The organism is Acetoanaerobium pronyense, from assembly GCF_017874355.1.
Classification (GTDB): Bacteria; Bacillota; Clostridia; order Peptostreptococcales; family Filifactoraceae; genus Acetoanaerobium; species Acetoanaerobium pronyense.
Genome location: NZ_JAGGLI010000013.1, coordinates 15,369 through 39,536, shown reverse-complemented (window position 1 = coordinate 39,536; position 24,168 = coordinate 15,369). Strand labels below are relative to the sequence as shown.

Sequence of the window (24,168 nt, the reverse complement as noted above, 5' to 3'; positions counted from 1 at the left end):
CTAAAGTTTGAATTTTTATTTTGGACCTAAGATTGCATAAACGCAGTCATCATATACTACTTCAAGATTTAAATCTTCAGCTTTGTTTAAAACATTTTCATCCCATGTACCTGGCTGAAGCCAAATATTTTTTATATTATTTTCTTTTGCTTCTTCTAATACCCCCACAGCAATTTTAGGATTTACAACTATATCAATACAATCTATTTCTTGTGCTATTTCCGAAATTGATGCATAAACATCTACCCCAGCAATTTTTTCCCCTTTATATTTTGGATTCACTCCATATACTTCATAGCCATGATCAATCATTCTTTGGGGGATTTTGTATCCAAACTTAGATTCATCTGGGCTAACACCATATACTACCCATCTTTTTTTAGACAGCATTTCTTCTTTTATATTCACTTAAAGCCCTCCTTGTTTACAAATATTCTCTTCAAATTAATACCCTTTTTTTTATTGAATCATCATATTATTATATTTATATTTAATTAATTATGATATCTTCTCCTACCATATCAACATATATAGGGTCTCCAAAGGAAAAATCAATACTATTATTCGTAAGCTCTACTAGATAATCTTTAAAACTAGAGGTTTCTCCTAGTGGAATATAAGCTTTAAATTGAATATCTTCTTTGTATTCAATATCTGAAATAGGGATATTTTTTAATTTAAATCGATTTTCTATTATACCCATAGTGGAATAATCAACTGATATTTTTACAGGGATATATATAATCTTAGTAGTTATCTTAGCTTTTATTATTGAAGCTTTACATGCCTTTGAATATGCTCTTACTAATCCTCCAGCTCCTAGCTTTATACCTCCAAAATATCTAGTAACAACCACTACAATATTTGTGAGATTTTCTTTTTTTAATATTTCTAGTGTTGGAATGCCAGCAGTCCCTGAAGGCTCACCATCATCAGAATATCTTTGAATATTTTGATTCTCTCCTATTACATATGCCCACACATTATGAGTAGCGTCTTTGTTTTCTATTTTAATCTTTTTTATAAACTCCAAAGCATCCTCTTCGGTTTCTACTGATTTTGTATGAGCAATAAATCTAGATTTTTCGATTATTAATTCTTCCTTATCTTCTTTATATATCGTTTTATAAGATTTCAATTTATTTACTCTCCATTTTATTTTGAATTATTTCTATAGCAGAGTTAGCAGCACGCTTTACATACTCTTTTTCTTCAGGGTCCATAATAATATCAAATAACCTATCCACATGATTATAATTCCCAATTTTTTCAAAAGCCTTTATAGCATATTGTCTAACTTGTGGTTTTTTGTCTTTTAGTCCCTGAATTACATAAGGTAAAAATTCTTCAGAGCTAAATTTTCCCATAGCAGAAAAAGACATTCTCCTGATATTTCCATGGGGGTGAGCACTAAAATATTTTAGCTTATCCTTTAGGTTTTCAAACCTTCCTTCACCAATTGTCCATATTAATATCATTAAATCCTCGATATTGTCTCTACTATCAAGAGCCTTTTCTAATAAGTCTTCAAAAGAATTCTTTTCTTTTTCTGTGATTTCAAGCAAATAAGAAAGCCTTTCTTCCTTTCCTAAAGAAAGATATTCTATTAGCATGCTATTATCATATTGGGTAAGCTTATGCTCTGAAAATTTTCTTTTTTGGGATATGATTTGCTTTTGAATTTCTTCAATAGGGAGCCTTCTTATTAAAGAAATTTGAGAAAGAGATTTTCCTTCCTTATAAAGTAAAAATGTTATTTCTTCTTGAGTCATAATATTTATTTCAGACCATGATTTATCCATAGAATCACCTAATCATTCAAGTATTCTTTATATCTTCCAAAATCCTCTTCATCTATCTCTAAAGAAATTATAAAACCATTTTCGTCATATTCTTCGGTGAATTTATATTTTTTATGAAGCGAGCTTACAATATCGCCTTTGTCAAAAGGAATTTTTAGTTCTACTTTAACTAAATTACTTTTTAGAGATTTTTCGATTTCTTCTAGAAGGACATCCATATTATATCCAGATTTAGCGGATATAAAAATATATTCTTCACCTTGAGGTATAAATGGTATCTCAAAATTAACCTTATCTGCCTTATTAAAAACATAGATGGTTTTTTTATTTTCAGCACCTATCTCTGAAAGAACTTGCTTTGTAGTTTCAATTTGCAGTTTAAAATGCTCGTTTGATGAATCTACTACATGAAGCAAAATATCGGCATAGACTACTTCTTCAAGAGTTGATTTGAAAGCATCAACTAAGTCGTGAGGCAAATCTGAAACAAACCCTACTGTATCAGTAACTAGATATTCTTTGTTAGAAGGAAGTGAAGCTTTCCTAAGGGATGTATCTAACGTTGCAAATAACATATCCTTTACAAAAACTTTTTTATCTTCTTCATACTCCTTATGAGTTTTAATAAGCTCATTAAGGATAGTAGATTTTCCAGCATTTGTATAACCAACAAGAGCAACAATAGGAAGACTGGATTTTAATCTCTTTGACCTTTGAACAGCTCTGTTGCTTTTTATTTCATCTAACTCTTTTTTTATTTCTACGATTCTTCTTCTAATATGTCTTTTATCTGTTTCTAATTTTTTCTCTCCAGGGCCTCTTGTACCTATTCCAGCACCAGTTCGTGACATTTCAGCTCCAAATCCAATTAAACGTGGAATTCTATATTTTAGCTGTGCCAATTCTACTTGAAGTCTTCCTTCTTTTGAAATAGCTCTTTGAGCAAATATGTCTAAAATTAATGTAGTTCTATCAATGACCTTAGAAGATATTAATTCTTCAAGATTTCTTATCTGAGCACCGGAAAGTTCTTCATTAAAAACAATCATATCAGCACCTAGTTTATCTTTATAATCCCTTATTTCTTCAGCTTTACCCTTTCCAACATAATATGCAACGTCATATGTTTCTCTATTTTGAATCATAACTCCAACGACATCTCCACCTGCTGCTTTTGCTAATTCCTCTAATTCTTCCATAGACTCCTCTAGGTTGAATTTATTGCTTCTTTTGCTATACGTCGTGACATTTAGTCCCATAAGTATCATTTTAGGTTTATTTATATCTAATTTGTTTTCCATTTTTTTCTCCTCTATAAATAAATTTTCCAAGTGCTAACTTAAATTATTATTTTATCAATTGATATATTCTTATTATATAGCAATAAAACAAATTGTTAAATGTTACAGTTTTGAAAAAATTATATTTTAAGATTTACATATGATATAATATATGAGATTAAAATAAGGAGGTAATCTATGAGTACTAAAAATACAGATAATGCTCAAAATGCTTCTAATAAACCAAAGAAAAAGAAGAAAAAAAGAGTTAGTATCTGGAAAGTCATGATTCTTGTATTTGTTTTGCTTTTTATAATTGGGTCAGCTTCAGTATTTGGGCTTTTATTTGCAGTTATAAGGACTGCCCAGCCAATAAATGCTAGCAATATACAAAATATGTTGGATGAAAGTTCATTTATTTATGATTCGAATGGGAATATTTTAGAAAAAGTTCATGGATATAATTATAGAACTGTAGTTTCTTTAAATGAAATTTCAAAGGACTTACAAAATGCTGTTATTTCAATAGAAGATGAAAGATTTTATTCTCATCCTGGGGTGGATGTACGTAGAATAGGTGGCTCAGCAATTCATAATATTAAAACAAAGAGCTTAGGTCAAGGGGCATCTACTATAACTATGCAACTTGCTAAAAACCTCTATACTTCTCCAGAAAAAGACTTCAGCAGAAAAATAAAAGATGCATACTATGCACTTGAAATTGAAAAGCAATTAAGTAAAGATCAAATTCTTCATGCTTACTTAAACACAATGTATTTGGGAAGAGGAGCGATTGGGGTTCAAGCAGCATCTCAAACTTATTTCTCAAAAAACGCAAATGAATTAACTTTAGCAGAATCTACTATGCTTGCTGGTATTACTCAAAGGCCTTCAAGGTTTTCGCCATATATCACAGCACCTATTTCTCCAGAAGAAAATATTGAAGAGTTAGAGATTGTTTTGCTACCAAGTACTGAAGAAACTCCTTTGCCAGTTGAAGAAGATATCTTGATATTTGATAAGGCATTAGCTTCGGGGAAAATTGATAGATTTGAATACAATCAATTAAAACGTGGGGATGTTTATATTAGAAAGGCAGTACTTAACGAGGAAGCTAAAAAAAGGCAAGAGACTGTGCTTTTCAAGATGAGAGAGCTTGGACATATCACTCAAGAAGAATATAGAGTAGCAGTAGATGAGCAAATCAATATTCAAATTGGTAGAAAAAACGAACAGGGAATCTCTACTTACTTTGTTGATAAGCTAAAGCAAGATGTTATCACAGCTTTTATACAAAAAGGTTATTCTGAAGATGAAGCTACTGATATATTATATAACGGTGGTTTAAGAATATATTCAACTTTAGATACAAATATCCAAAAAACAATTGAATCTCAGTTTGCAAATAACTCGAATTTCCCGGGAACTTTCACCGATGAAAACGGAATACTTCAGCCACAGGCTGCTATGGTTGTAATTGACCAACACAATGGACATGTAAAGGGTCTAGTAGGTGGTAGAGGAATTGGTGGAAGAAGGATATATAATAGAGCTATTAATCCAAGACAGCCGGGATCATCCATAAAGCCTTTAGCAGTATATCTTCCTGCATTAATGAATGGTATCCCAGCATCAACTGTAATTGATGATTCTCCAAGACCTGATGGCAAAGGCGGTTATTGGCCTAAAAACGTAGGTAGCTATTATGGCAACCTTACTATGAGAAGACTTATAGAAACATCTTCCAACGTAGCTGCTGTCAAATTAGGTGAATCATTAGCTGGTGATGAACAATCATCAATTAGAGTAATGTTTAATACTTTAGAAAAATTAGGATTTACAACCTTGGTTGATAGAAATCAAAACTCAAGAGTAAATGATGAAAATCTATCCCTTACTTTAGGTGGAATGACAAGAGGTCTTACCCCACTAGAACTTACAGCTGCATATGCGTCTCTTGCAAATGAAGGGAATTATATTAAACCAATCTTCTTTACAAAAATTGAAAATTCAAATGGAGACATATTGTTTGAAAACAAACCTGTAACTAGAGAAATCACGGATCCTCAAAACGCATTTATTTTAACAGATATGTTAAGAACTGCTGTTTCAAATGGAACCGGAAGATCAGCTCAGCTTTCTTCAATGACTTCTGCTGGAAAAACAGGAACCACCTCAGATAAAAAAGATGTTTGGTTTGTGGGATATACCCCATACTATACAGCTGCAACTTGGATAGGAACTGATATGCCCGAGCCACTTAGCGACAGTAGTAGAATGGCTGCACTTTTATGGAAAAGTGTCATGGACCCTGTTCATACAAATTTAGAAAATAAAGCATTTACTAGACCTTCTGGAGTTGTAGAAATAACAATCTGTAAGGAATCTGGTCTGCTTGTTACTGAGGCATGCTTAAGGGCAGGAGCTCAAATAACTGAAATGGTTAAAGCTGGAACTGAGCCTAAATCATACTGCACTATTCACAACGATTACAATACTCCTATCGAAAATGAATCTATAGAAGAGGGAATATTTGATAACGAAGAAAATGAAACTCCTGATTCAAATAATGAAGATAATAATCAAAATAACGAAAACGAGCAAAATAATAATTCCAACAACGGAAATGATAATAGTGGAAATGGTAATAATGGAAATGGTAATAATGGAAATGGACAGCCTCCAAATGATAACACAAATAATGATAGAGAAAATTCAGTTCCTGAGCCATTGCCGATTTTTGACAACCCCGCCCCACCAAATAGTAATCCATAAAAAATGAAATTTAAATAATATATTTTAAAAAGAAAATCCCAGACACTGCTATTAATTGCCTGGGATTTTTTCTTACTATTTTTTTAATTAATCTATATACTTTTATTTAAAAAATCAAGCATTTGCTTTTTTGTTGTTTCTTTATCTGATAAACTATCAAATCCTTCACCGCAAAGCATAAATTCTTCTTCATCTTTACCAATTTTTTTACTTAAGCAGTACTTAAAGTAGTCAGGTTCTATAAAATCTAAATATACTATATAATTTTCTGTTTCTAACATAGCCAATTCTTCTGCGTTTATAGTCTCATTAGAATCAGATGAATTTTGATCAATATTCCATTCGAAATATATTATATTTTCCATAATTACCTCCCATTAAATTCTATCTAAAAAATATTATCTTAATTATATCAAATATTCTACAAAATTTATATTTTTTGGTATAATAATATGTTGTGATTAATTAAATAAAATTATGTTATAAGTGATATAAAAAAGAGTATATATCTAATATATATTAAAGAGGAATTAACTAGGAGGTACTTTTGTGAGACATTATATGCATATAGATGAAAATAAGTTAGAGGAAGTTTTTTTTCTAAAACCCTCTTTTTTTAACTCTAAAACTGAAAAAAATTCTTTAAGATTTGCACTTGGAGCTACTTTATATATGCCAGGTACAAAATATATCGCTCCATATCTTCTAGAAAAAAGATACTCCCATCTTACTTCATATACAATGTGTTTTGAAGATTCAATTCGAGAAAAGGATTTGGAAATAGCAGAAAGAACTGTTTTGAATACCTTAAGGACTTTGAAAATGGCTGAAGATGAAAATAGAATAGATTTAGATGAATTACCTCTTTTTTTTATAAGAGTTAGAAACCCAGAACAGTTTGAAAATTTTTTTAACAAGCTAAAAAATGAACATTATCTTTTAAATTATATATCTGGATTTGTTTTTCCTAAGTTTTCTACCTTAAATGCTCATAAATATATATCTATATTAGAAGAAGTAAATACCTACAATAATAGTATCTATGGAATGCCTATACTGGAATCTAGTGAAATTATTTTAATTGAAAAAAGAAACGAAGAGCTTTTAAACCTTAAAGCACTCCTAAGTGAAAAAAAAGATTTAATTTTAAATATTAGAGTGGGCGGAACAGATTTATCCTCGATTTTTGGATTAAGAAGAAGTGTAGCTATGAGTATTTATGATTTGGGAGTTGTTGCTTCTGGTCTTTACAATATAATTAATGTCTTTTCCGACCTTGCAATTAACGACGTAGCAATTAGTGGTGTAGTATGGGAATACTTTAATTCAAAATTTAAAAACTCATTTGAAGATGATTATTCTAAGAGAAATTTAAATTTTAATGAAGAAAAAATTCTTGCAAGAACTCCTTTAACCAATAATCCAGCATTAGACGGACTTATTCGAGAAGTGATTTTAGATAAAAGTAATGGTTTTGTTGGAAAAACCGTAATTCACCCAGCTCAAACATCTATTGTTAATGCAATGTACTGTGTGACATTAGAGGAGTATGTGGACGCAAAATTTATTTTAGATAACTTTAATAACGGAGGAGTATATAAAAGCACTAGTAATAATAAAATGAATGAAATATCACCACACTATAACTGGGCAAAAAAGATTATGGATCTAGCATCTATCTACGGAGTTTTAAATTCAAATTATAGTTATCTGGATTTGTTTTAACAGTCTTAAAAACATTAATATTTCAAAAAATTCCTATAATAAAAGCCTTAAATTAGATAAGAAATCTAATCTAAGGCTTTATTTTTATTCCATTGTTTCCTGAATTATGGATTTTATTTTTGATACTACAAGATCTATAGCAACAGCATTTTGTCCACCCTCAGGTATAATTATATCTGCATACCTTTTGTTTGGCTCTATAAATTGCAAATGAGCAGGTCTAACAGTAGAAATATACTGATTGATTACTGAATCTACTGTTCTTCCCCTTTCATGAATATCCCTTTGAATTCTTCTAAGAATTCTAATATCTGCGTCAGTATCTACAAAAATCTTTATATCAAGTAAATCCCTTAGTTTTTCGTTTTCCAAAACCATTATTCCCTCTAATATTATGATACTTCTTGGATGTACAGTGATTGTTCTATCTTGAAATCTCGTATGATTTTCAAAATCATATACAGGCTTTTCTATAGATTGACCACACATCAAGAGGTTTAAATGTTTTATCAATAAGTCATTGTCAAAAGCAAAAGGATGGTCATAATTAGCTTTTATTCTTTCTTCCATAGGCAAATCACTTTGGTCTTTATAATAGGCATCCTGCTCAATCATTGCTATATCTGAAGGGGGTATATTTTCGATTATTGATTTTACAACTGTACTCTTTCCAGAGCCAGTCCCTCCTGTAATTCCAATTAAAATAGGTTTAATCAATTTTAGTTGCCACCCTTCTGAGAATATATTCTTTATCTAATTTATTTTCCCCACTCAGTTCAATATAATAAATTTTTTTTGGTACATTTGCAACTTCGAGAACTTTCATATCTTCATCGTATATTTTAATTATTTTTGTGTTTATTTCTTCTATATCTGGACCAATAATTTCAATGTCGTCCCCTATTTCAAATCTATTTCTTTGCTCAACTAAAAAAAGATTTTTATTTGATACAACTTCCTTGATTAGGCCTATAAAGTCATAGTTTCTAATATAGGAGCTAGAACCATAATTTTGAGCTTTATCAGTGGCTTTTTCTTCAAAAAAACCAGTTGTAAAATCTCTATAGCTTACTTTTTTTAGCTCATTGAGCCATTCTTCTTTAAATGTCCAATTTTCTTTTAGTTCATAATATGAATCGATAGCTTTTCTATAAGCCCTAACAACCGTAGCGACATAATATGAGGTTTTAATTCGGCCTTCTATTTTAAAGCTACTTATTCCGCTTTCAATTAACTGGGGAATATACTCAATTAAGCATAAATCTTTTGAATTAAAAAAGTAAGTGCCTCTTTCATCTTCTTCAACTGGAAAATACTCTCCCGGTCTTGTCGATTCAACTAGAGAATAATTCCAGCGGCAAGGCTGAGCACACTCTCCTCGATTGGCATCTCTTGAGGTCATATAATTACTTATTAGACATCTTCCAGAATATGACATACACATAGCACCATGAACAAATGCTTCTATTTCTAGAGTTTCTGGTGTCTTGCCAGATAGCTCCTTTAATTCTTGAAATGAAAGCTCTCTAGCGGCAACTATTCTTTTAATTCCTTGACTATGCCAAAAAGCTGCACCTTGATAATTTGTAGTATTTGCTTGAGTACTCAAATGTATTTCCATATTTGGAACAGCTTCTTTTGCTATTAATAAAAAGCCTGGGTCCGAAATTATTAAGGCATCTACACCTAAATCTTCCAGTTTTTTAAAATACTCTCCTGCTCCATTTAAATCTTCATTGTGGGGGATTATATTACAAGTTACATATACCTTTTTATTTCTTTTGTGAGCGAATTCAATACCTTCTCTCATATCATCCTCGGTAAAGTTTTTAGATGCAGCTCTTAATCCAAACTGCTCTCCACCCATATATACAGCATCAGCTCCATATATTATTGCCATTTTCAGCTTTTCAAGATCTCCAGCTGGAGCTAATAATTCTATTTTTTCCAAATGTTTCACCTCTAATGTAATTTTGATAGTATTTTATTTATTATTTAAATAACTTATAGAAAGTCCATCTCCAACAGGGATAATTGTACTTGTAAGTTTTTTATGTGACATCAGCTCTTCTATAAACCCTTTCATATTTCTTACTATAGTTCTTTTTCTTCTTGGAACCTTATCAAAATCCATTGCAACCATACCCTGATAAAGTATATTATCGCATATTATAACTCCATTTTCTTTCATAAGAGGAAGGATAAGGGTCAAAAATTCCTTGTACTGGCCTTTGGCAGCATCTATAAACGCAAAATCAAATAACTCTTTCCCTTGAAGTTCTTTTAGAGAATCTATTGCATTGCCTTTTATAATGGATATATTATTTAAAGCATTCCTTTTTTTGAAGTTTTCATATGCAATATTAAACATATCATCATTGATTTCCAAGGTTGTAATATTACAATTTTCATTTAAAGTTTCATAAAAAAGTAATGAAGAGTATCCTATTGCAGTTCCAAGTTCCAATATGGAGTTTGGTTTTTGTATCATTAGATGAGTTTTTAAATAATTGGCAACATCATTTTTTATTATAGGTACATTGTTTATATTTGCAAATTCACTAAGTTTTTTTAAAAAGTCACTACATTGAAAATTTAAATTTTCAATGTATGAATCAATTGATTCTTGCTCAACAAATTCTGCTCTTCTCATAAGTCATATACTCCATTCTAAAAATTAACTTTTGATATTTTTATTCTCCTAGATATTTTTTCTTAGCCTTAAGATGTTCATCATAAGTTTTTGAAAATTCATGACCACCATCTCCCCGTGCTACAAAAAATATAAAGTCAGTTTCCTCAGGCTCTAAAGTTGCAAGCATAGAATTTAACCCTGGAGAGGCTATTGGAGCAGGAGGTAGACCACTATTGATATAAGTGTTATAAGGAGACTCTATCTTTGTATCAGCTATTGATAATATTGGCTTTCTTTCTTTTATTATATATTGAACCGTTGCACAAGATTGAAGGGGCATATTTATTGATAGTCTTTTATAAAATACTCCAGCTATTACTGGTCTTTCTTCTTGAAGTACTGCTTCTCTTTCCACTATAGAAGCCATCGTAATAAACTCATTTAGAGTTATATTTTTCTCTAAAAGCCTATCCTCTACTTGATTTGATTTGTAAATATTTTCAAATCTATTTAGCATCAATCTAATAATATCCTCTGAGTCCATATCATTATTTATATAGTAGGTGTCAGGAAAAAGATAGCCTTCTAAGCTCAATATTGATTCACTGGATAAAAAGTTATAATCTTTTTTAAATAACTCAACGTTATTTGCGGTTTCTATAAATTCATCTGCTGATAAAATTCCTGCAGCTTCCAATGTTTGGGCTATATTTCTTACTTCATAGCCTTCAGGAATTGTAATTTTATTGTCTATGGCTATAGCACCTTTGTTGAGAATATCAAGTATTTCATGGGTAGAGTTGCTTTTACTTATACTATATCTTCCAGCTTTTATGCTTTCCTTTTCATTTAACTTAGCATAAAGCAAAAAAACTCTTTCATTTTTAATTAAATTATTGGAATGAAGAATGCTAGAAGCCTTTCTAAGTGATGAGCCTTGAGGTATTTCAACGATTAACCCTTCTGTAGATGTTTCATCTACAGGACTGATCATAGAATTATAATAAAATAAAGTTCCCACTATAGCGATTCCAATAAGAAGTATTACAACTACTATAGCTTTTAACAAAGTTTTCATAAAATCCTCCTTTATCTTCAATTATTTATTATAATATAAATTTCTTTATTTATATAGTCGTGATTGAAAATAAGCTTATAAAAAAACTAAAAGCCCGAAAGCTTTTAGTTTAAAATCGAACTATATCATCTTTTACAATTAGACCATGCATCAATTTTTTTGGATGGCATTCATCATCAGAAAGAGAATATGCCTTTATTATTAATTCTTCTGCCTCTTCGAATTTTGTCTCATCATTGTAAAATAAAGTAGCTATTGAGTCATTTTCAGTGAATTTATCTCCAACTTTTTTATTGAGTATTATTCCGGCTGAAAGGTCTATCTTACTTTCCATTGTATCTCTTCCTGCACCCAGAGCTAGGGCTGCTCTTCCGACAAACTCTGCATTTATTGACTTTACATATCCTGTATGCTTAAGTTTTATTTCCTTTTTATATTTTGCTTGTGGAAGCAAGCTATAATCATCTATTACTCTGGAGTCTCCACCTTGAATTTCAATTAGCTCCTTAAGTTTGTTTAAAGCTGATCTATTTTCAATTGAGCTTTTAATCATCTCTTTTGCCTCTTTTTCATCTGAAGCTATTTTAGCAAGTATAAGCATCTGAGATCCAAGCTCCAAACATAACTCATAAAAGTCAGCTGGACCATTTCCTTTTAATGTTTCTATTGCCTCTATTACTTCTAATGAATTTCCCACAGCATTTCCTAAAGGTTGATCCATATCAGTGATTAAAGCAACAGTATTTTTGCCCATTGCATTTCCAATGTCAACCATTTCTTTGGCTAGAGAAAAAGATTCATGTAAGCTCTTCATAAAAGCTCCACTTCCAGTTTTTACATCTAAAACTATTGCATCAGCACCGGAGGCTAGCTTTTTGCTCATAATACTGCTCGCTATAAGGGAGATATTATCTACCGTAGCAGTAACATCCCTTAGAGAATATAGTTTTTTATCGGCAGGAGTTATCTTAGCAGTTTGTCCGGATATAGCGATTTTATGGTTATTTACATTTGAAATAAATTGGGATTTTTCTAAATCTATTTTGAAACCAGGAATAGCCTCAAGCTTATCTAGAGTACCACCAGTATGTCCAAGCCCCCTTCCAGACATTTTAGCCACGGGTGCTCCCAAGGATGCAACAATTGGAGCAAGAGCAATTGTAGTTTTATCTCCCACTCCGCCTGTTGAATGCTTATCAACCTTAATGCCATTTATTTCAGCTAAATTTATTTTATCCCCAGAGTTGATTATTGCTTGGGTGAGACTTACAGTCTCATTTTTTGTCATTTTCTGGAAATAAATAGCCATAAGTAAAGCTGCGGCTTGATAATCCGGCATATTTCCAGCAGTGTATTCATTAATAAAAAAATCTATTTCTGCTCTTGATAATTCTTGACCATCTCTCTTTTTTTTAATAATGTCTATAGCTTTCAAAATTAACACCTCTTTTATTTTTTTAAAAAGCAATATGAATTAAATTAAAATCAATTTAAAAAACTACTCTAAATGGCTTTTATTTATTAAAAACCATTGGATTCCTACTAAGGTTTTAGTATCTATAATCTCTTTGTTTTTTATCATTTTTATAGCTTCATCAATGTCAATCTCAATTACCTCTATGGCTTCATCCCCATCAGGCCTTGGCTCTGTCCAATCTTTGGTTTTTCCATAATATAAATATAATTTTTCATCACTATACCCTGGAGATGTGTACATGGATGTTATAAACTCAACATCCTCTACTATATATCCTGTTTCTTCAATTAACTCTCTTTTTATAGAGTCCTCAGGATTTTCTTTGCTTTCTAATTTTCCAGCGGGAAGTTCAATTATATATGAGTCTATTGCTTTTCTATATTGCTTTACTAGAATTAGCTTTCCAGATGGATTTACTGCAACTATACAAGTTCCCCCTGGATGATTTATGATTTCTCTTTGGGAGTACTTTTGATCTTCTATTTCTACAGTTAGAACCTTTAAAGAAAGTACTTTTCCTGTATAAATCTCTCTAGAGGAAATTGTTTTTTCAGGTAGATTCATTTAATCAATCCTTTCAGATATATACTCTGCCGCTGCAATACTACAATTGAAAAGATAAGGGTCATCTTTATAGCTTCTTCCCATTGACTTAGGTCTTATAACAAAGTCTGCTACTAAATCAGAGTAAATGCTTTTTTTATAATTGATGAAGTTGTGTTTATTAAGGAGACTTTCAGTATTTATAGTATTTTCTATCAAACTATATGAATTTTCATCGTCAATTGCAAAAGGGACGATACATTGTGTTTTGACTATATCTTTTAAAATTGTAAGGGTATGATGGCTTAATCCATGATGCCTACTCCTAAAATCCTTAAAACTCACCCTTGGAATCGCTACCGGAGTCCCTCCTAAAGATGCTATGCTGTCTAAAATATACCCTTGTTCAATACCCGTAAAACCATATTTTGTTCCTGTGCCTACTATTCCTGGGCCCATACAAATCATTATTGCTCCAGCCTTTAATACTTCTCTTGCCATTATAATGGCTGTATATACATTTACTGCTTCAAAGTCTCCTCCAAAGCTGTTTCCTGTTGTTATAGTATAATCAATAATATTTTCTTCCTTTAACTTTCTAATATTATTGCTTAAGGAAATAGGTAATGCTGCTCCATCTGTCATAATATAAACAGTTTTTGACTGAGGGGAGAATTTTTTAAACGCCTCAAAAAATACTGAAACTTGACTATGCAAAGTACCTACAGCTATAGGATGACCAAATAAACTTTCAAATTCATTAATTTCTTTATGAAAAGGACTTTCTTGCTCTTCAACAGAAAAACATTTGAACTGTAAAGGGGTATACCTTAGTTTCATAATATGCCCAGAGCCTTTAATTTCACTGTTATCGTTGTTGTAATTAAAATAAACAAAATGATACCCGCCTGTTCCCAATTTTAGGTCTATGGCAGATGTATTTAGTAGTACTTCATCCATACAAGAACAAGTTCCAGTAAACATCTTATAATTTATTGCCCCATATTTTTCTTTATCAATTTCTACAATAATTTCTTGGATATCATCATAATCCTTAATTATTTCACTTACATATCCTTTTTTAAGCCCTATACTATTCATAGTTACCTTCCTAACATATCTAGATATTTAAGAAATTTATTATTTTCTATAATGCTTGAAAATGAAATTTTTTCTGCTATAACATGAATTAAGACTAGTACAATTAAAATACCTATTTTAAACCAAATGCTTAGGCTCGTTGCACAGATAATCCCTAAATATACTCCTAAAAGATTCGAGCCACAATCTCCCATCATATATGATGCGTTTAAGTCTCCCTTAATATAGACTAAAAGTACAGTTATAATTAATATCATATACATAATACCTTGAGATGCCATGAAGGGCATTAGTATAAGTGAAGTAATTAAAAAAATCTTAGATGCTCTTCCAGGCCTTAAATCCCAAAGATTCATAAAGTTTGTAAACAAAGAAATTAAAAATAAATTCACAATGATTTCTATAGCACCATTTGATATTTCTAAAGAAACATAAAGAGCTATAACAAACCCTGACATTGCCTTGAGCATGCCTGTTGTTATATTGAATTCTACAAGTGCTTTTATATGCCCTTTTAGACCTTTATTTTTTTTATCCTTTGTCATATCATCTAAAAAGCCAACAAAAGCCATCATTAATATAGCAATTATCAATAAGTCCGAAATATTATATATAAAAAAATACTTTAAAAATCCACTAAAAAATATTATAGGAGGAATAAACATTAAACCCATTCCAATGGGAATTTCTATACCTTTGTAATTTAATTCGGTTTTGTTCATATCTGTTAATGTGTTGAACATTTGTTTTTTAAATAGTAATGATAAAAGTAAAGTTATTAAAATCAGTAAAATCCACATTTTGTATTACCTTTCAAATATTTTTCTAATAAGTATTATTCCAATATGCACAAACTGCTTCAGTCTGTGTTTTATTCCACCAATATCCCTTCCTGTTTCATCATGGGACATTTCCACTGGGATTTCAATTACATTATAACCTCTTCTAAGTATATCAATGGTCATACCGACTTCAACTCCATAGCCAAATGGTATAGTCTTAAAGTCTTTTAAGACCTCAGTTTTAAATACTCTTTGGCCTGAAAGACCACTATATATCTCTTTTCCAGTGAAAAATTTAATCCCATAGAAAGAAAGTTTTTTTACCATTCCAAATCCTCCTTTTTTCTTTGGAGGAGGAAACTTAGCTATGGTGACATCAGCTTTTCTTTCTAATATAGGAGAAATTAGTTTTTCCATTTCTCTTGATGTAAGTCCTACATCACCATCTACAAATCCTATAGCATCATATCTATCTATTATAGTTTCGAGACCCTTTTGAAGGGCATTCCCTTTTCCTTTATTTTCTTTCAAGGAAATAACATTTATATTTTCTATATCCTTTAATATATTAAGTGTATTGTCGGTAGAGCAGTCATCAACTATAAATATATCAGGATTATAAGTTATAGCTTTTAGGCCTTTTATTGTATCATTTATATATTTTTCTTCGTTATAAACTGGTGCTAAAATAGCAATTTCCATATTTCCTCCTATCTTAAATTAGGGAACAATCTATCAGCGGTTGATTTAGTTCCAAAATTTCCTTTTTCTCCATCAAGTATATATACTAAAGATATAATACCTATAGTTTGATCAACATTGTCAATCGTGGAAATACCAAGAGATTCATATTTTTTTATGTCAGAATATATTGCGTTTGTATGCTCTGCTCCTACAACAAAGATTCCGCTGGATTTAGAACTTTTTACAATATTTGTATCTATATTTTCAAATCTTTCATTTTCCTCTTTTAATGAACCGCCTAGTAATACGATATTATCTACAGCTTGAGTCTTTCCGTTATTAATTATTGAAATAACTCTAAGATTTTCAAGATTTTTTAGAATTTCTAAATCTCCATTTTTAAGGCTTTCTATAATAAGGTTTGAAATTTTTTCAACTGATATAACTTCATTTAAAAATATATCCATTGTAATTGCTTCATCATAAGGAATTTGTAAAATATCACTGCTGATTAAAATATGCGGCCCGATTTGAGCTCCCGCTTTTTCTAATCTTATTCCAAGGTCATGAAAAAAATAATCTTCTGTAGTTTGTATAAGAGCTACATTTTTTCCAAATAATTTATTCCCTACTATAATATCATTGGAAGCCTTTAAAAAATCTTCAAAATCAGATTTTAGCTTTTCTTCTCTTGATGCACTTTCTCTCAGCTCTAGGTTTAAGCTTTCGTTTTCAGTTCTAATTTCAGTTAATTTGCTATCCATATCTTCTACAAGCCTTAATTGTTGTGAGCTAAAAATCTCGGAATTATTCAGATTAAAACCTATCATTATCCCAATCCCTAATGAAAGAAAAACCGCACCAATCGTAACTACTAAATATTTTATATTTAAAACCATATTATTCTCCTTTAGTTGAGCATCATTTTTATTCTAATTTCTAAAACCCTCAATAAATGTTGCATAGGCTGAGAAAGGTATATAAGAATTCCTATCGGGAAAAAAGCAGATACAATTAGCCACCATATATGTTTGATTTTTAAGCTTCCTTTATAAAGCAAGCTAACTCCTTTTGCATCTATAAGCTTATATCCAATTTTAAGTCTCACTAAAAATGTACTTCCCATGCCTTTTCTGCCTTTTTCTAGAAAGTCTATCAAATTAGAGTGTGTTCCAACGGCTACAATTAATTCTGCTTTATTTTCATATGCAATAAGCATTGCTATATCTTCGCTTGTACCTGGTGATGGCATTATTATGGATTCAAGTCCTAGGGAGTTTATTCTTTCCAGCCCAGGAGCCTTTCCGTCTTGATAAGCATGAACTACAATCTCCTTAGCTTTTTTAAGACACAAATCGCTCACACTATCCATATCGCCAACTATTATATCAGGAGTAAGTCCAAATTCAAGCAAGGCATCTCCTCCGCCATCAACGCCAATCATTATTGGTTTCACTTCATCAATATAAGATTTTATTGTGAGCAAATCTTCTTTATAATTTTTGCCTCTAACTACTATAAGTACATGTCTATTTTCAAATTCTGTTTTAAGATTAGGAATTTTAAAATCCCCTAAAATCATACCCTTTTCTTTTTTTGCATATTCTATAGTATTATCAATAAACTTATCTAATTCTTGTGATAAATTTTCATGTGCCATCATCATTTGGCTTTCAATTATCTTTTTTTCTAAAACAATACCTTCTGCAATTAATTTATCTTCTTTATATATTTTTCCATCGAAATCAATTTCAATAAGTTCAGTTTCCTTTATTTTATCTAAGAAATTTTTTTCCTGTATCTCAATGATAGTAATTCCATTATCGTTGAGAATCTGAGGACCACTATTAGGATACTTCCCGCTTATTGACTTAGACATATTTATAACAGCCTTTATTTTCGCAGCTACAAGTGAATTGGCAGCCACTTCATCTATATCTATATGATCTATTATAGCTATCTCACCTGGCTTTATTCTTTTAGCCAAATCTTTAGTTCTTTTATCGATGGCTACTGGGCCTCTTATCAACATTTTATCCTCCAAAGCATTATTCTGATGTAATATATGTATATGAGCATTCACATTATATCACATAACAAAATTTAAATTAATACAGAGGATTTACAAAAAAAGAAACTCTTTGCGAGTTTCTTTGTGTTAGAATTTAAACTTTATCTCCTGGAATATTCCAGCTAAGAATTCTAGGTTTGTAGGCTTTTTCTTTTTAAATAAGGAATTTATATATATTGAATGACTCAAATTACTGTTTTCAATATTTTGAGAGGCTAATTCTATGCTATGTCTAATAGCTCTTTCAACTCTACTTGAAGTTGTTTTATTTTTTTCAGCGATTTTAGGATAGAGCTCCTTGGTTATTTTCTTCAAAATTTCAGGATTTCCGTAAGCTTCTATAAGTGCATCATTTATATAGCTAAAACCTTTTATATGAGGCATTATTCCAATATCTAAAAGAATTTTTGAAACAAATTCCTCTATATCATTAATCTTTTTTTCATTGCTTAAAGGTTTTGAATCCATTCCAAAATATACTTCTCTTATTCTTTTAGGAAAAAGTTCAAAATCAAAGGGCTTCATCATATAATAAGACGCACCCTTTAAAAGTGCATAAGAAGTAATCTTTTCTTGTCCTACAGATGATAAAATTATAATTTTAGTATCTTTGATGTCTAGCTCCTCTATTTTTTCAAGTACACCTATACCATCTAAAATAGGCATTATAATATCAAGGAGAAGAATATCAGGAGAGTATTTTTTTAATTTTTCCAGCGCTGATGCACCGTCATATGCAGTGGCAACTAAATCTATATCACTTTCATAGCTTAAAACTTCAGATATAATATTACAAAATTCCTTGTTGTCATCTGCTATCATTAATTTGATTTTTTTCATTTTAACCTCTATAGATTAATTATTATTTGAAATTAATTCCTTAGCGTATTTTAAAGAGTAGTTTGTTATATTCTGACCACCTAGCATCTTTGCAATTTCCTTAACTCTTTCTTCTTTATCTAGGGTTTCAACTACTGTTTTTGTCATATCTCCCACTTCGATTTTTTCAACTAAATAATGACTAGTTCCTTTTGATGCTATTTGAGGGAGATGGGTGATGCATATTACTTGACTTGTTTTTGATATCTCATTCATTTTGTTTCCAACCATTTGTGAAGCAACTCCGCTTATTCCTGTATCTATCTCATCGAAAATCATGGAGTCAACATCCCCAACACCAGAAATGATTTTTTTAAGGGCTAACATAAATCTGGAAATTTCTCCTCCAGAAGCCACCTTTTTAAAAGGCTTAAGGTTTTCTCCTTTATTAAAGGTTATTAAAAATTCCAGAGAGTCCTTCCCGATTTCATTAAATGTATCACTTTCTAAAATTTCAACTTTAAATCTAGTATTTATCATTCCTAAAGATTCAAGTTCAAGGATTATTTCTTTTTCAAATTCTTTTGCAGCCTTAATTCTCATCATATAGAGATTTTTTGATAAAAAATTCATTTCATTTTCAATTTCTCCAAGCTTATATTTAAGTTTTTCACTATTTATAGATATATTTTCCAGATACTCTGTTCTAAGGAGTGATTTTTCTAGAAATTCCATTACTTCTTCATAGGTTTTTCCATATTTTGTTAGGATTTTGTTTATAGTATCAAATCTAGCTTTAGTCTGATTTAAAATTTCTGAATCATATTCAAATTTACCTAATTCATCTCTTACAGAGAAAGCTAAATCTTCTAATTTATAGTAAATATCTTCCAAAATAGTAGTCCAACTTGCTATACTTGAGTCCATATTTTTATATTTTTCAAAATCTCTTAATATATCATTTAAAGATTTTAATATATTTTCTTTATCTGAATAAAGCAAATTATAGCTTTTATTTACAGCTAAGGAAATTTCCTCTGAATTTTCCCAAAAGTCTAATTTTCCTTGTATTTCTTCAATTTCAGTTTTAGAAAGCTTTGCATCCTGAATCTCATTAATTTGATATTGAAGTAAATCTATCTCTCGGGCAATTTCAAACTCGCTACTTTCCTTAGAAAGTTTTTTTATTGAATTTTGGATTTCTTTATATTCTATATAAAGCTCTGTATAATCTTTATATTCTTGGTTTTTTCTAATTCCACCATATTCATCTACTATTTCTATTTGTTTTTCCTTTTCAAGGAGGGTATCAAACTCATTTTGACCGTGAATTGCAATCAAAAACGTTGATAATTTTTTTAAAAAGTTTATTGTTACAAGAGTTCCATTTATTCTGCAAGTGCTTCGTCCATCACTAAACAATTCTCTACGTAAAAAAATTACATCCTCATTTAAATCTATACCCTCTGCTTCTAAAAGAGGACTTATTTTAAGCCTTGTATTTTGTGAAATGAAAAATATAGCTTCAATTATGGATTTATCTTTTCCAGTTCGTACATAGCTTTTATCAGATCTTTTCCCAAGAGCAAAAGAAAGAGCATCAATTATGATTGATTTACCAGAGCCAGTCTCTCCTGTAAAAACATTAAACCCTTTTTTAAGGTTTATTTTCAAATCATCAATAAGAGCAAAGTCCTTTATACTTATTTCTTTTAACATAAAACCTCCTACAGAAGTTTTTCAAATCTTTCTACAAAAACAGGTATATCATCCATATTTTTCATTAAAACAAAAACTGTATCTGTTCCACCGATAGTTCCTAGTATCTCTTTTTCTTCAAGGGAATCTATTACTTTTGCTACTAAATTAGCAGCGCCATCAACAGTTTTGAGACATATTATATTCCCAGAATAGTCAATAGATATAAGTACATCTTTTACAAATCTTATTAGCTTGTCAAAAGAGCTTTTGTCAGAATCCTTTAAGATGGCATATTTATAATTACCATTATTCCCTAAAACCTTCACTAGTTTTAATTCTTTTATATCTCTTGATATTGTAGCTTGGGTCACTTGTATACCTGCTTTACCTAGCTCATATACGAGCTCATCTTGGGTATCGATTTCCTTCTGCTCTATTATTTCTATTATTCTGGAATGTCTTGATTGTTTCAAAAATGCTCCCCCTTTTTATAGTTATGAATTTGTATCTTTAGATGAGAAATCATTGTGAGCTTTGTCTACAATTTCTCCGATGTATTCTATGATATTTAAACTTTGATTTAAATCTTTATTAAGAGAAAAGTAAGCTAAAAACTCTATATTTCCTTTTGGACCAGTTATTGGAGAATATGTGAGTCCTTTTATAGATAAATCATTTTGCTGTGCGAAATTCAAGATTTCTTCGATTACTCTTTTATGGACTTTTAAATCTTTTACAACTCCATGTTTTTTTACCTCTTCTCTTCCTGCTTCAAACTGAGGTTTGATTAATGCTATAATTTCTCCATCAGAGGTTAAAAGATTTTTGACTACAGGAAGTACGAGCCTTAAAGATATAAATGAAACATCTATGGTGGCAAACTCTCCTTTATCTTCAATAGATGAGGGATCTAAATGCCTTATATTGGTACGCTCCATAGAAATCACTTGAGGATGTTGTCTAAGCTTCCAATCAAGCTGTCCATATCCGACATCTATTGAATATACCTTTTTTGCATTATTTTGTAGCATACAATCTGTAAAGCCACCGGTTGAAGCACCTATGTCAAAACAAATTTTATTATCCAATTCTATTGAAAAATACTTTAAAGCTTTTTCTAACTTTAACCCCCCTCTACTTACATAAGGAAGTGAGTCATTTTTAATTTTTATTATTTCTTCTTCATCAACTAAGGTACCAGCCTTATCTACCATAAAATTTCCTACAATTACATTTCCTGCCATTATATTTCTTTTAGCTTTTTCTCTACTGTCAAAGAAGCCTAACTCTACAAGCAAAATATCTAACCTTTTCTTCATGATATCTCCTCAAATAGATTGGTTTTACCTATTGTATCTAAAACCTTCATTTTTATTTTATTACTTGAAAGCCCATACTTGTCGTATAAGATATCTACAGACCCGTGTTCTATAAAAGAATCTGGTAAAGCTATATTTACAGCTTTGCCACTGAAATTTAATTTGTTTAACTCACTTAAGACAATTTGACCAAAGCCACCTGCAATAGAATTATCCTCTAAAGTGAAAATATGCGTAAAATCCCTAGCTATATCTTCAAGCGTCTGAATATCAAGGGGTTTTATTATTCGAGAATTTACTACTTCACATCTTATATTATACTCAGTTTCAAGTTCTCTAGATGCTTTAAGAGCATTATGAACCATTTTTCCTGTAGCCAAAATCGCTATTTTAGTCCCTTTTTTTAGAGTTTCCCATTTGAAAATATCATCTTCTTTTGAAGACTCAATATCCAAGTCATTTCCTCTAGGATATCTTATAGCTACTGGAGTTTTTAGACTATGTGTTTGTTTTATAATCCTGCGTAACTCAGATTTATCTTTAGGGGCAAATATAGTAAGATTTGGTATCAAGTTTAGGTAGCTAAGATCAAACATTCCATGATGAGTTTCTCCATCTTCTCCAACAAGACCAGCTCTATCTATTAATAGTGTCACTGGTAAATTTTGTAGTGCAACATCATGAATTATTTCATCAAATCCTCTTTGTAAAAAAGTAGAGTAAACTGCAAAATATGCTTTAGTTCCAGTTGATGCTATTCCTGCTGCTAGTGTAGTTGCATGACCTTCTGCAATACCTACATCAATCACTCTTTTAGGATACTTGATTTTTAAATTCTCAAGACCTGTACCATTTGCCATAGCAGCGGTAATAGCCAAACACTCTGTATCATCATTGAATATATCTTCTAGAGTTTCGCCAACAGTTTGGGAATAGTTTTCACTTTTTACCTTCATTACACCCTTATCTATTTCAAATTTTCCAACTCCATGATATGAACTTGGGTCTTCTTCTGCAAATTTATATCCTTTACCTTTTTTTGTAATTACATGAAGCAATTTGGGACCTTTTATTTTTTTAAGTTCTTCAAGAGCTCTTACAAGAGTTTTGTAATCATGTCCATCAATTGGTCCAAAATATTTTACACCCATCTCATCAAAAAGAGCTCCGGGCATTACTATATGTTTTAAACCGTCTTTTATTTTTACTGCTGTTTGAGAGGCTTTTACCCCTACGATTGGGACAGAACTTACTAAATCAATCATATGCTTTGAAAGCTTCCTGTATACAGTATTAATTCTGATATTACATAAATAATCAGAAAGTCCACCCACATTTTCACAAATAGACATTTCATTGTCATTAAGGACTACTAATAAGTTGGCATCAGAGCTTCCGAGGTGATTTAGGCCTTCAAGGGCTAGGCCTCCTGTTAAAGCTCCATCTCCTATAAGTGCTATAATTTCATTTGAATCCCCTTTTATGTCCCCTGCAAATGCCATTCCAAGTGCCGCAGATATAGACGTAGAGCTATGACCTGTTTCAAAGCAGTCATGTTCACTCTCGTTTCTTTTAGGAAATCCACTTAAACCTTCATATTGTCTAATAGTACCAAATTTTTCTCTTCTTCCTGTGAGTATTTTATGAACATAAGACTGGTGTCCCACATCAAATACAATCTTATCTTTTTTTGTATCAAATACTGAGTGCAAAGCCAATGTCAATTCTACAACTCCAAGATTTGAAGCTAGATGACCTCCACTCTTTGATATGTTTTTTATTAAAAATTTCCTGATTTCCTTAGCCAATAAAAATATTTCTTCTTCTTTAAGATTTTTTAAATCTTTTGGAGAATTTATTTTATCTAAAATTTTATACATCATCTATACTCGCTTTCCAGATATTATCTGCATTAAATCAATATTTGAGCAACAATTATTCCTAAAATCGCACCTGCCAAAACTTCAATAGGTGTATGTCCTATTAATTCCTTGAGTCTTTTTTCAGTGATTGGATGTTTTTTATGGTGTTGAAAATCATCTATTATGGAATTCAGTATTTTTGCTTGTTTTCCAACGGCCATTCTTACTCCAGCAGCATCATACATTACTATAAGAGCAAATACAAGAGCAAGTGCAAACTCAGGAGAATCATATCCTCTTTTTAGTCCAACAGCAGTTGCTAAACTAGTTACAAACGAAGAATGAGAGCTAGGCATTCCACCAGAGCCAACAAATCTAGAAGCATCAAACTTATTTTCAAAAAAGAAGGTTAATATAACTTTTATTAATTGAGCAATAAACCAAGCTAAAAAACATGCTAAAAATACATCGTTTCTAATTAATCCATTAATAAAATCCAAAATCTACCCCCTAT

The 24,168-nt window shown here is 30.8% G+C and carries 24 protein-coding genes; 2 read left to right on the top strand and 22 right to left on the bottom strand.

What is annotated here, in order from left to right; translation table 11 throughout:
- Nucleotides 1-15 precede the first annotated feature (15 nt).
- The 4 genes from J2Z35_RS07010 to hflX all read right to left on the bottom strand — a co-directional run bounded on the left by J2Z35_RS07010 (nt 16) and on the right by hflX (nt 3,103).
- Entirely contained in the window at nt 16-408 is a 393-nt protein-coding gene (locus tag J2Z35_RS07010) for a CoA-binding protein (RefSeq protein WP_209660676.1), read from the bottom strand.
- 82 nt (nt 409-490) lie between these two features.
- Nucleotides 491-1,138, bottom strand: a complete 648-nt coding sequence (locus tag J2Z35_RS07005; RefSeq protein ID WP_209660675.1) for a YigZ family protein — start codon at nt 1,136-1,138, stop codon at nt 491-493.
- Nucleotide 1,139: 1 nt separating this feature from the next.
- Nucleotides 1,140-1,802 (bottom strand): HEAT repeat domain-containing protein, encoded by a 663-nt coding sequence (locus tag J2Z35_RS07000; protein WP_209660674.1) that lies wholly within the window; start codon nt 1,800-1,802, stop codon nt 1,140-1,142.
- Nucleotides 1,803-1,810: 8 nt separating this feature from the next.
- On the bottom strand, nt 1,811-3,103 hold the full coding sequence (gene hflX, locus J2Z35_RS06995; protein ID WP_209660673.1) for a GTPase HflX: 1,293 nt from the start codon (nt 3,101-3,103) through the stop codon (nt 1,811-1,813).
- 177 nt (nt 3,104-3,280) lie between these two features.
- Between hflX and J2Z35_RS06990 the strand changes: the two genes are divergently transcribed.
- Nucleotides 3,281-5,857, top strand: a complete 2,577-nt coding sequence (locus tag J2Z35_RS06990; RefSeq protein WP_209660672.1) for a transglycosylase domain-containing protein — start codon at nt 3,281-3,283, stop codon at nt 5,855-5,857.
- 92 nt (nt 5,858-5,949) lie between these two features.
- Here J2Z35_RS06990 and J2Z35_RS06985 read toward each other — a convergent pair whose 3' ends face one another.
- Nucleotides 5,950-6,222, bottom strand: a complete 273-nt coding sequence (locus tag J2Z35_RS06985) for a hypothetical protein (protein WP_209660671.1) — start codon at nt 6,220-6,222, stop codon at nt 5,950-5,952.
- A gap of 184 nt (nt 6,223-6,406) precedes the next feature.
- On the opposite strand from J2Z35_RS06985, the gene J2Z35_RS06980 reads away from it, so the two are divergent.
- Nucleotides 6,407-7,582 carry an HpcH/HpaI aldolase/citrate lyase family protein gene (locus J2Z35_RS06980; protein ID WP_330623407.1) on the top strand — a complete coding sequence of 392 codons (1,176 nt, stop codon included), beginning with the start codon at nt 6,407-6,409 and terminating at the stop codon, nt 7,580-7,582.
- Nucleotides 7,583-7,666: 84 nt separating this feature from the next.
- Here J2Z35_RS06980 and udk read toward each other — a convergent pair whose 3' ends face one another.
- The 17 genes from udk to J2Z35_RS06895 form a co-directional block, all read right to left on the bottom strand.
- Complete coding sequence (udk, locus tag J2Z35_RS06975) at nt 7,667-8,299, bottom strand: uridine kinase (protein WP_209660670.1); 633 nt, start codon at nt 8,297-8,299, stop codon at nt 7,667-7,669.
- Nucleotides 8,292-9,533: a peptidase U32 family protein gene (locus J2Z35_RS06970; RefSeq protein WP_209660669.1), complete on the bottom strand. Its 1,242-nt coding sequence runs from the start codon at nt 9,531-9,533 to the stop codon at nt 8,292-8,294. Before J2Z35_RS06970 ends, udk begins: the two co-directional genes overlap by 8 nt.
- 33 nt (nt 9,534-9,566) lie before the next feature.
- Nucleotides 9,567-10,235, bottom strand: a complete 669-nt coding sequence (locus tag J2Z35_RS06965; RefSeq protein ID WP_209660668.1) for an O-methyltransferase — start codon at nt 10,233-10,235, stop codon at nt 9,567-9,569.
- A 40-nt stretch (nt 10,236-10,275) separates the two neighbouring features.
- Entirely contained in the window at nt 10,276-11,295 is a 1,020-nt protein-coding gene (mltG, locus tag J2Z35_RS06960; protein ID WP_209660667.1) for an endolytic transglycosylase MltG, read from the bottom strand.
- Nucleotides 11,296-11,404: 109 nt separating this feature from the next.
- Nucleotides 11,405-12,730 (bottom strand): pyrimidine-nucleoside phosphorylase, encoded by a 1,326-nt coding sequence (locus tag J2Z35_RS06955; protein ID WP_209660666.1) that lies wholly within the window; start codon nt 12,728-12,730, stop codon nt 11,405-11,407.
- A 63-nt stretch (nt 12,731-12,793) separates the two neighbouring features.
- On the bottom strand, nt 12,794-13,336 hold the full coding sequence (locus J2Z35_RS06950; RefSeq protein ID WP_209660665.1) for an NUDIX hydrolase: 543 nt from the start codon (nt 13,334-13,336) through the stop codon (nt 12,794-12,796).
- Nucleotides 13,337-14,416: a DUF3866 family protein gene (locus tag J2Z35_RS06945; RefSeq protein ID WP_209660664.1), complete on the bottom strand. Its 1,080-nt coding sequence runs from the start codon at nt 14,414-14,416 to the stop codon at nt 13,337-13,339.
- Nucleotides 14,417-14,418: 2 nt separating this feature from the next.
- Nucleotides 14,419-15,159, bottom strand: coding sequence for an MraY family glycosyltransferase (locus J2Z35_RS06940; RefSeq protein WP_209660663.1), 741 nt, complete (start codon nt 15,157-15,159; stop codon nt 14,419-14,421).
- Nucleotides 15,160-15,222: 63 nt separating this feature from the next.
- Nucleotides 15,223-15,900 carry a glycosyltransferase family 2 protein gene (locus J2Z35_RS06935; RefSeq protein WP_209660662.1) on the bottom strand — a complete coding sequence of 226 codons (678 nt, stop codon included), beginning with the start codon at nt 15,898-15,900 and terminating at the stop codon, nt 15,223-15,225.
- A gap of 8 nt (nt 15,901-15,908) precedes the next feature.
- Nucleotides 15,909-16,781: a copper transporter gene (locus J2Z35_RS06930; protein WP_209660661.1), complete on the bottom strand. Its 873-nt coding sequence runs from the start codon at nt 16,779-16,781 to the stop codon at nt 15,909-15,911.
- An 11-nt stretch (nt 16,782-16,792) separates the two neighbouring features.
- Nucleotides 16,793-17,914 (bottom strand): putative cytokinetic ring protein SteA, encoded by a 1,122-nt coding sequence (steA, locus tag J2Z35_RS06925; RefSeq protein ID WP_209660660.1) that lies wholly within the window; start codon nt 17,912-17,914, stop codon nt 16,793-16,795.
- A 126-nt stretch (nt 17,915-18,040) separates the two neighbouring features.
- Nucleotides 18,041-18,793, bottom strand: a complete 753-nt coding sequence (gene spo0A / locus J2Z35_RS06920; protein WP_209660659.1) for a sporulation transcription factor Spo0A — start codon at nt 18,791-18,793, stop codon at nt 18,041-18,043.
- A 15-nt stretch (nt 18,794-18,808) separates the two neighbouring features.
- A complete protein-coding gene (recN, locus tag J2Z35_RS06915; RefSeq protein ID WP_209660658.1) occupies nt 18,809-20,491 on the bottom strand; it encodes a DNA repair protein RecN in 1,683 nt (560 codons plus the stop codon).
- Between the two features lie 8 nt (nt 20,492-20,499).
- Complete coding sequence (gene argR, locus J2Z35_RS06910; RefSeq protein ID WP_209660657.1) at nt 20,500-20,946, bottom strand: arginine repressor; 447 nt, start codon at nt 20,944-20,946, stop codon at nt 20,500-20,502.
- 21 nt (nt 20,947-20,967) lie between these two features.
- The gene (locus J2Z35_RS06905; protein WP_209660656.1) at nt 20,968-21,792 is read right to left on the bottom strand and encodes a TlyA family RNA methyltransferase; all 825 of its coding nucleotides are present in this window, start codon (nt 21,790-21,792) and stop codon (nt 20,968-20,970) included.
- Nucleotides 21,789-23,672: a 1-deoxy-D-xylulose-5-phosphate synthase gene (gene dxs / locus J2Z35_RS06900; protein WP_209660716.1), complete on the bottom strand. Its 1,884-nt coding sequence runs from the start codon at nt 23,670-23,672 to the stop codon at nt 21,789-21,791. The genes J2Z35_RS06905 and dxs overlap by 4 nt, the downstream gene beginning before the upstream one ends.
- Nucleotides 23,673-23,704: 32 nt before the next feature.
- Entirely contained in the window at nt 23,705-24,154 is a 450-nt protein-coding gene (locus tag J2Z35_RS06895; RefSeq protein ID WP_209660655.1) for a divergent PAP2 family protein, read from the bottom strand.
- Nucleotides 24,155-24,168 lie beyond the last annotated feature (14 nt).

What these genes read in the sequence shown, in the direction of transcription:
- J2Z35_RS06930 (WP_209660661.1), bottom strand. Translation starts at nt 16,781, where the DNA reads ATGGTTTTAAATATAAAATATTTAGTAGTTACGATTGGTGCGGTTTTT.
- mltG (WP_209660667.1), bottom strand. Translation starts at nt 11,295, where the DNA reads ATGAAAACTTTGTTAAAAGCTATAGTAGTTGTAATACTTCTTATTGGA.
- recN (WP_209660658.1), bottom strand. Translation starts at nt 20,491, where the DNA reads ATGTTAAAAGAAATAAGTATAAAGGACTTTGCTCTTATTGATGATTTG.
- J2Z35_RS06905 (WP_209660656.1), bottom strand. Translation starts at nt 21,792, where the DNA reads ATGAAGAAAAGGTTAGATATTTTGCTTGTAGAGTTAGGCTTCTTTGAC.
- J2Z35_RS07000 (WP_209660674.1), bottom strand. Translation starts at nt 1,802, where the DNA reads ATGGATAAATCATGGTCTGAAATAAATATTATGACTCAAGAAGAAATA.
- dxs (WP_209660716.1), bottom strand. Translation starts at nt 23,672, where the DNA reads ATGTATAAAATTTTAGATAAAATAAATTCTCCAAAAGATTTAAAAAAT.
- J2Z35_RS06945 (WP_209660664.1), bottom strand. Translation starts at nt 14,416, where the DNA reads ATGAATAGTATAGGGCTTAAAAAAGGATATGTAAGTGAAATAATTAAG.
- hflX (WP_209660673.1), bottom strand. Translation starts at nt 3,103, where the DNA reads ATGGAAAACAAATTAGATATAAATAAACCTAAAATGATACTTATGGGA.
- J2Z35_RS06940 (WP_209660663.1), bottom strand. Translation starts at nt 15,159, where the DNA reads ATGTTCAACACATTAACAGATATGAACAAAACCGAATTAAATTACAAA.
- spo0A (WP_209660659.1), bottom strand. Translation starts at nt 18,793, where the DNA reads ATGAAAAAAATCAAATTAATGATAGCAGATGACAACAAGGAATTTTGT.
- J2Z35_RS06985 (WP_209660671.1), bottom strand. Translation starts at nt 6,222, where the DNA reads ATGGAAAATATAATATATTTCGAATGGAATATTGATCAAAATTCATCT.
- J2Z35_RS06935 (WP_209660662.1), bottom strand. Translation starts at nt 15,900, where the DNA reads ATGGAAATTGCTATTTTAGCACCAGTTTATAACGAAGAAAAATATATA.
- J2Z35_RS06950 (WP_209660665.1), bottom strand. Translation starts at nt 13,336, where the DNA reads ATGAATCTACCTGAAAAAACAATTTCCTCTAGAGAGATTTATACAGGA.
- J2Z35_RS06965 (WP_209660668.1), bottom strand. Translation starts at nt 10,235, where the DNA reads ATGAGAAGAGCAGAATTTGTTGAGCAAGAATCAATTGATTCATACATT.
- J2Z35_RS06990 (WP_209660672.1), top strand. Translation starts at nt 3,281, where the DNA reads ATGAGTACTAAAAATACAGATAATGCTCAAAATGCTTCTAATAAACCA.
- steA (WP_209660660.1), bottom strand. Translation starts at nt 17,914, where the DNA reads ATGTTGATAAGAGGCCCAGTAGCCATCGATAAAAGAACTAAAGATTTG.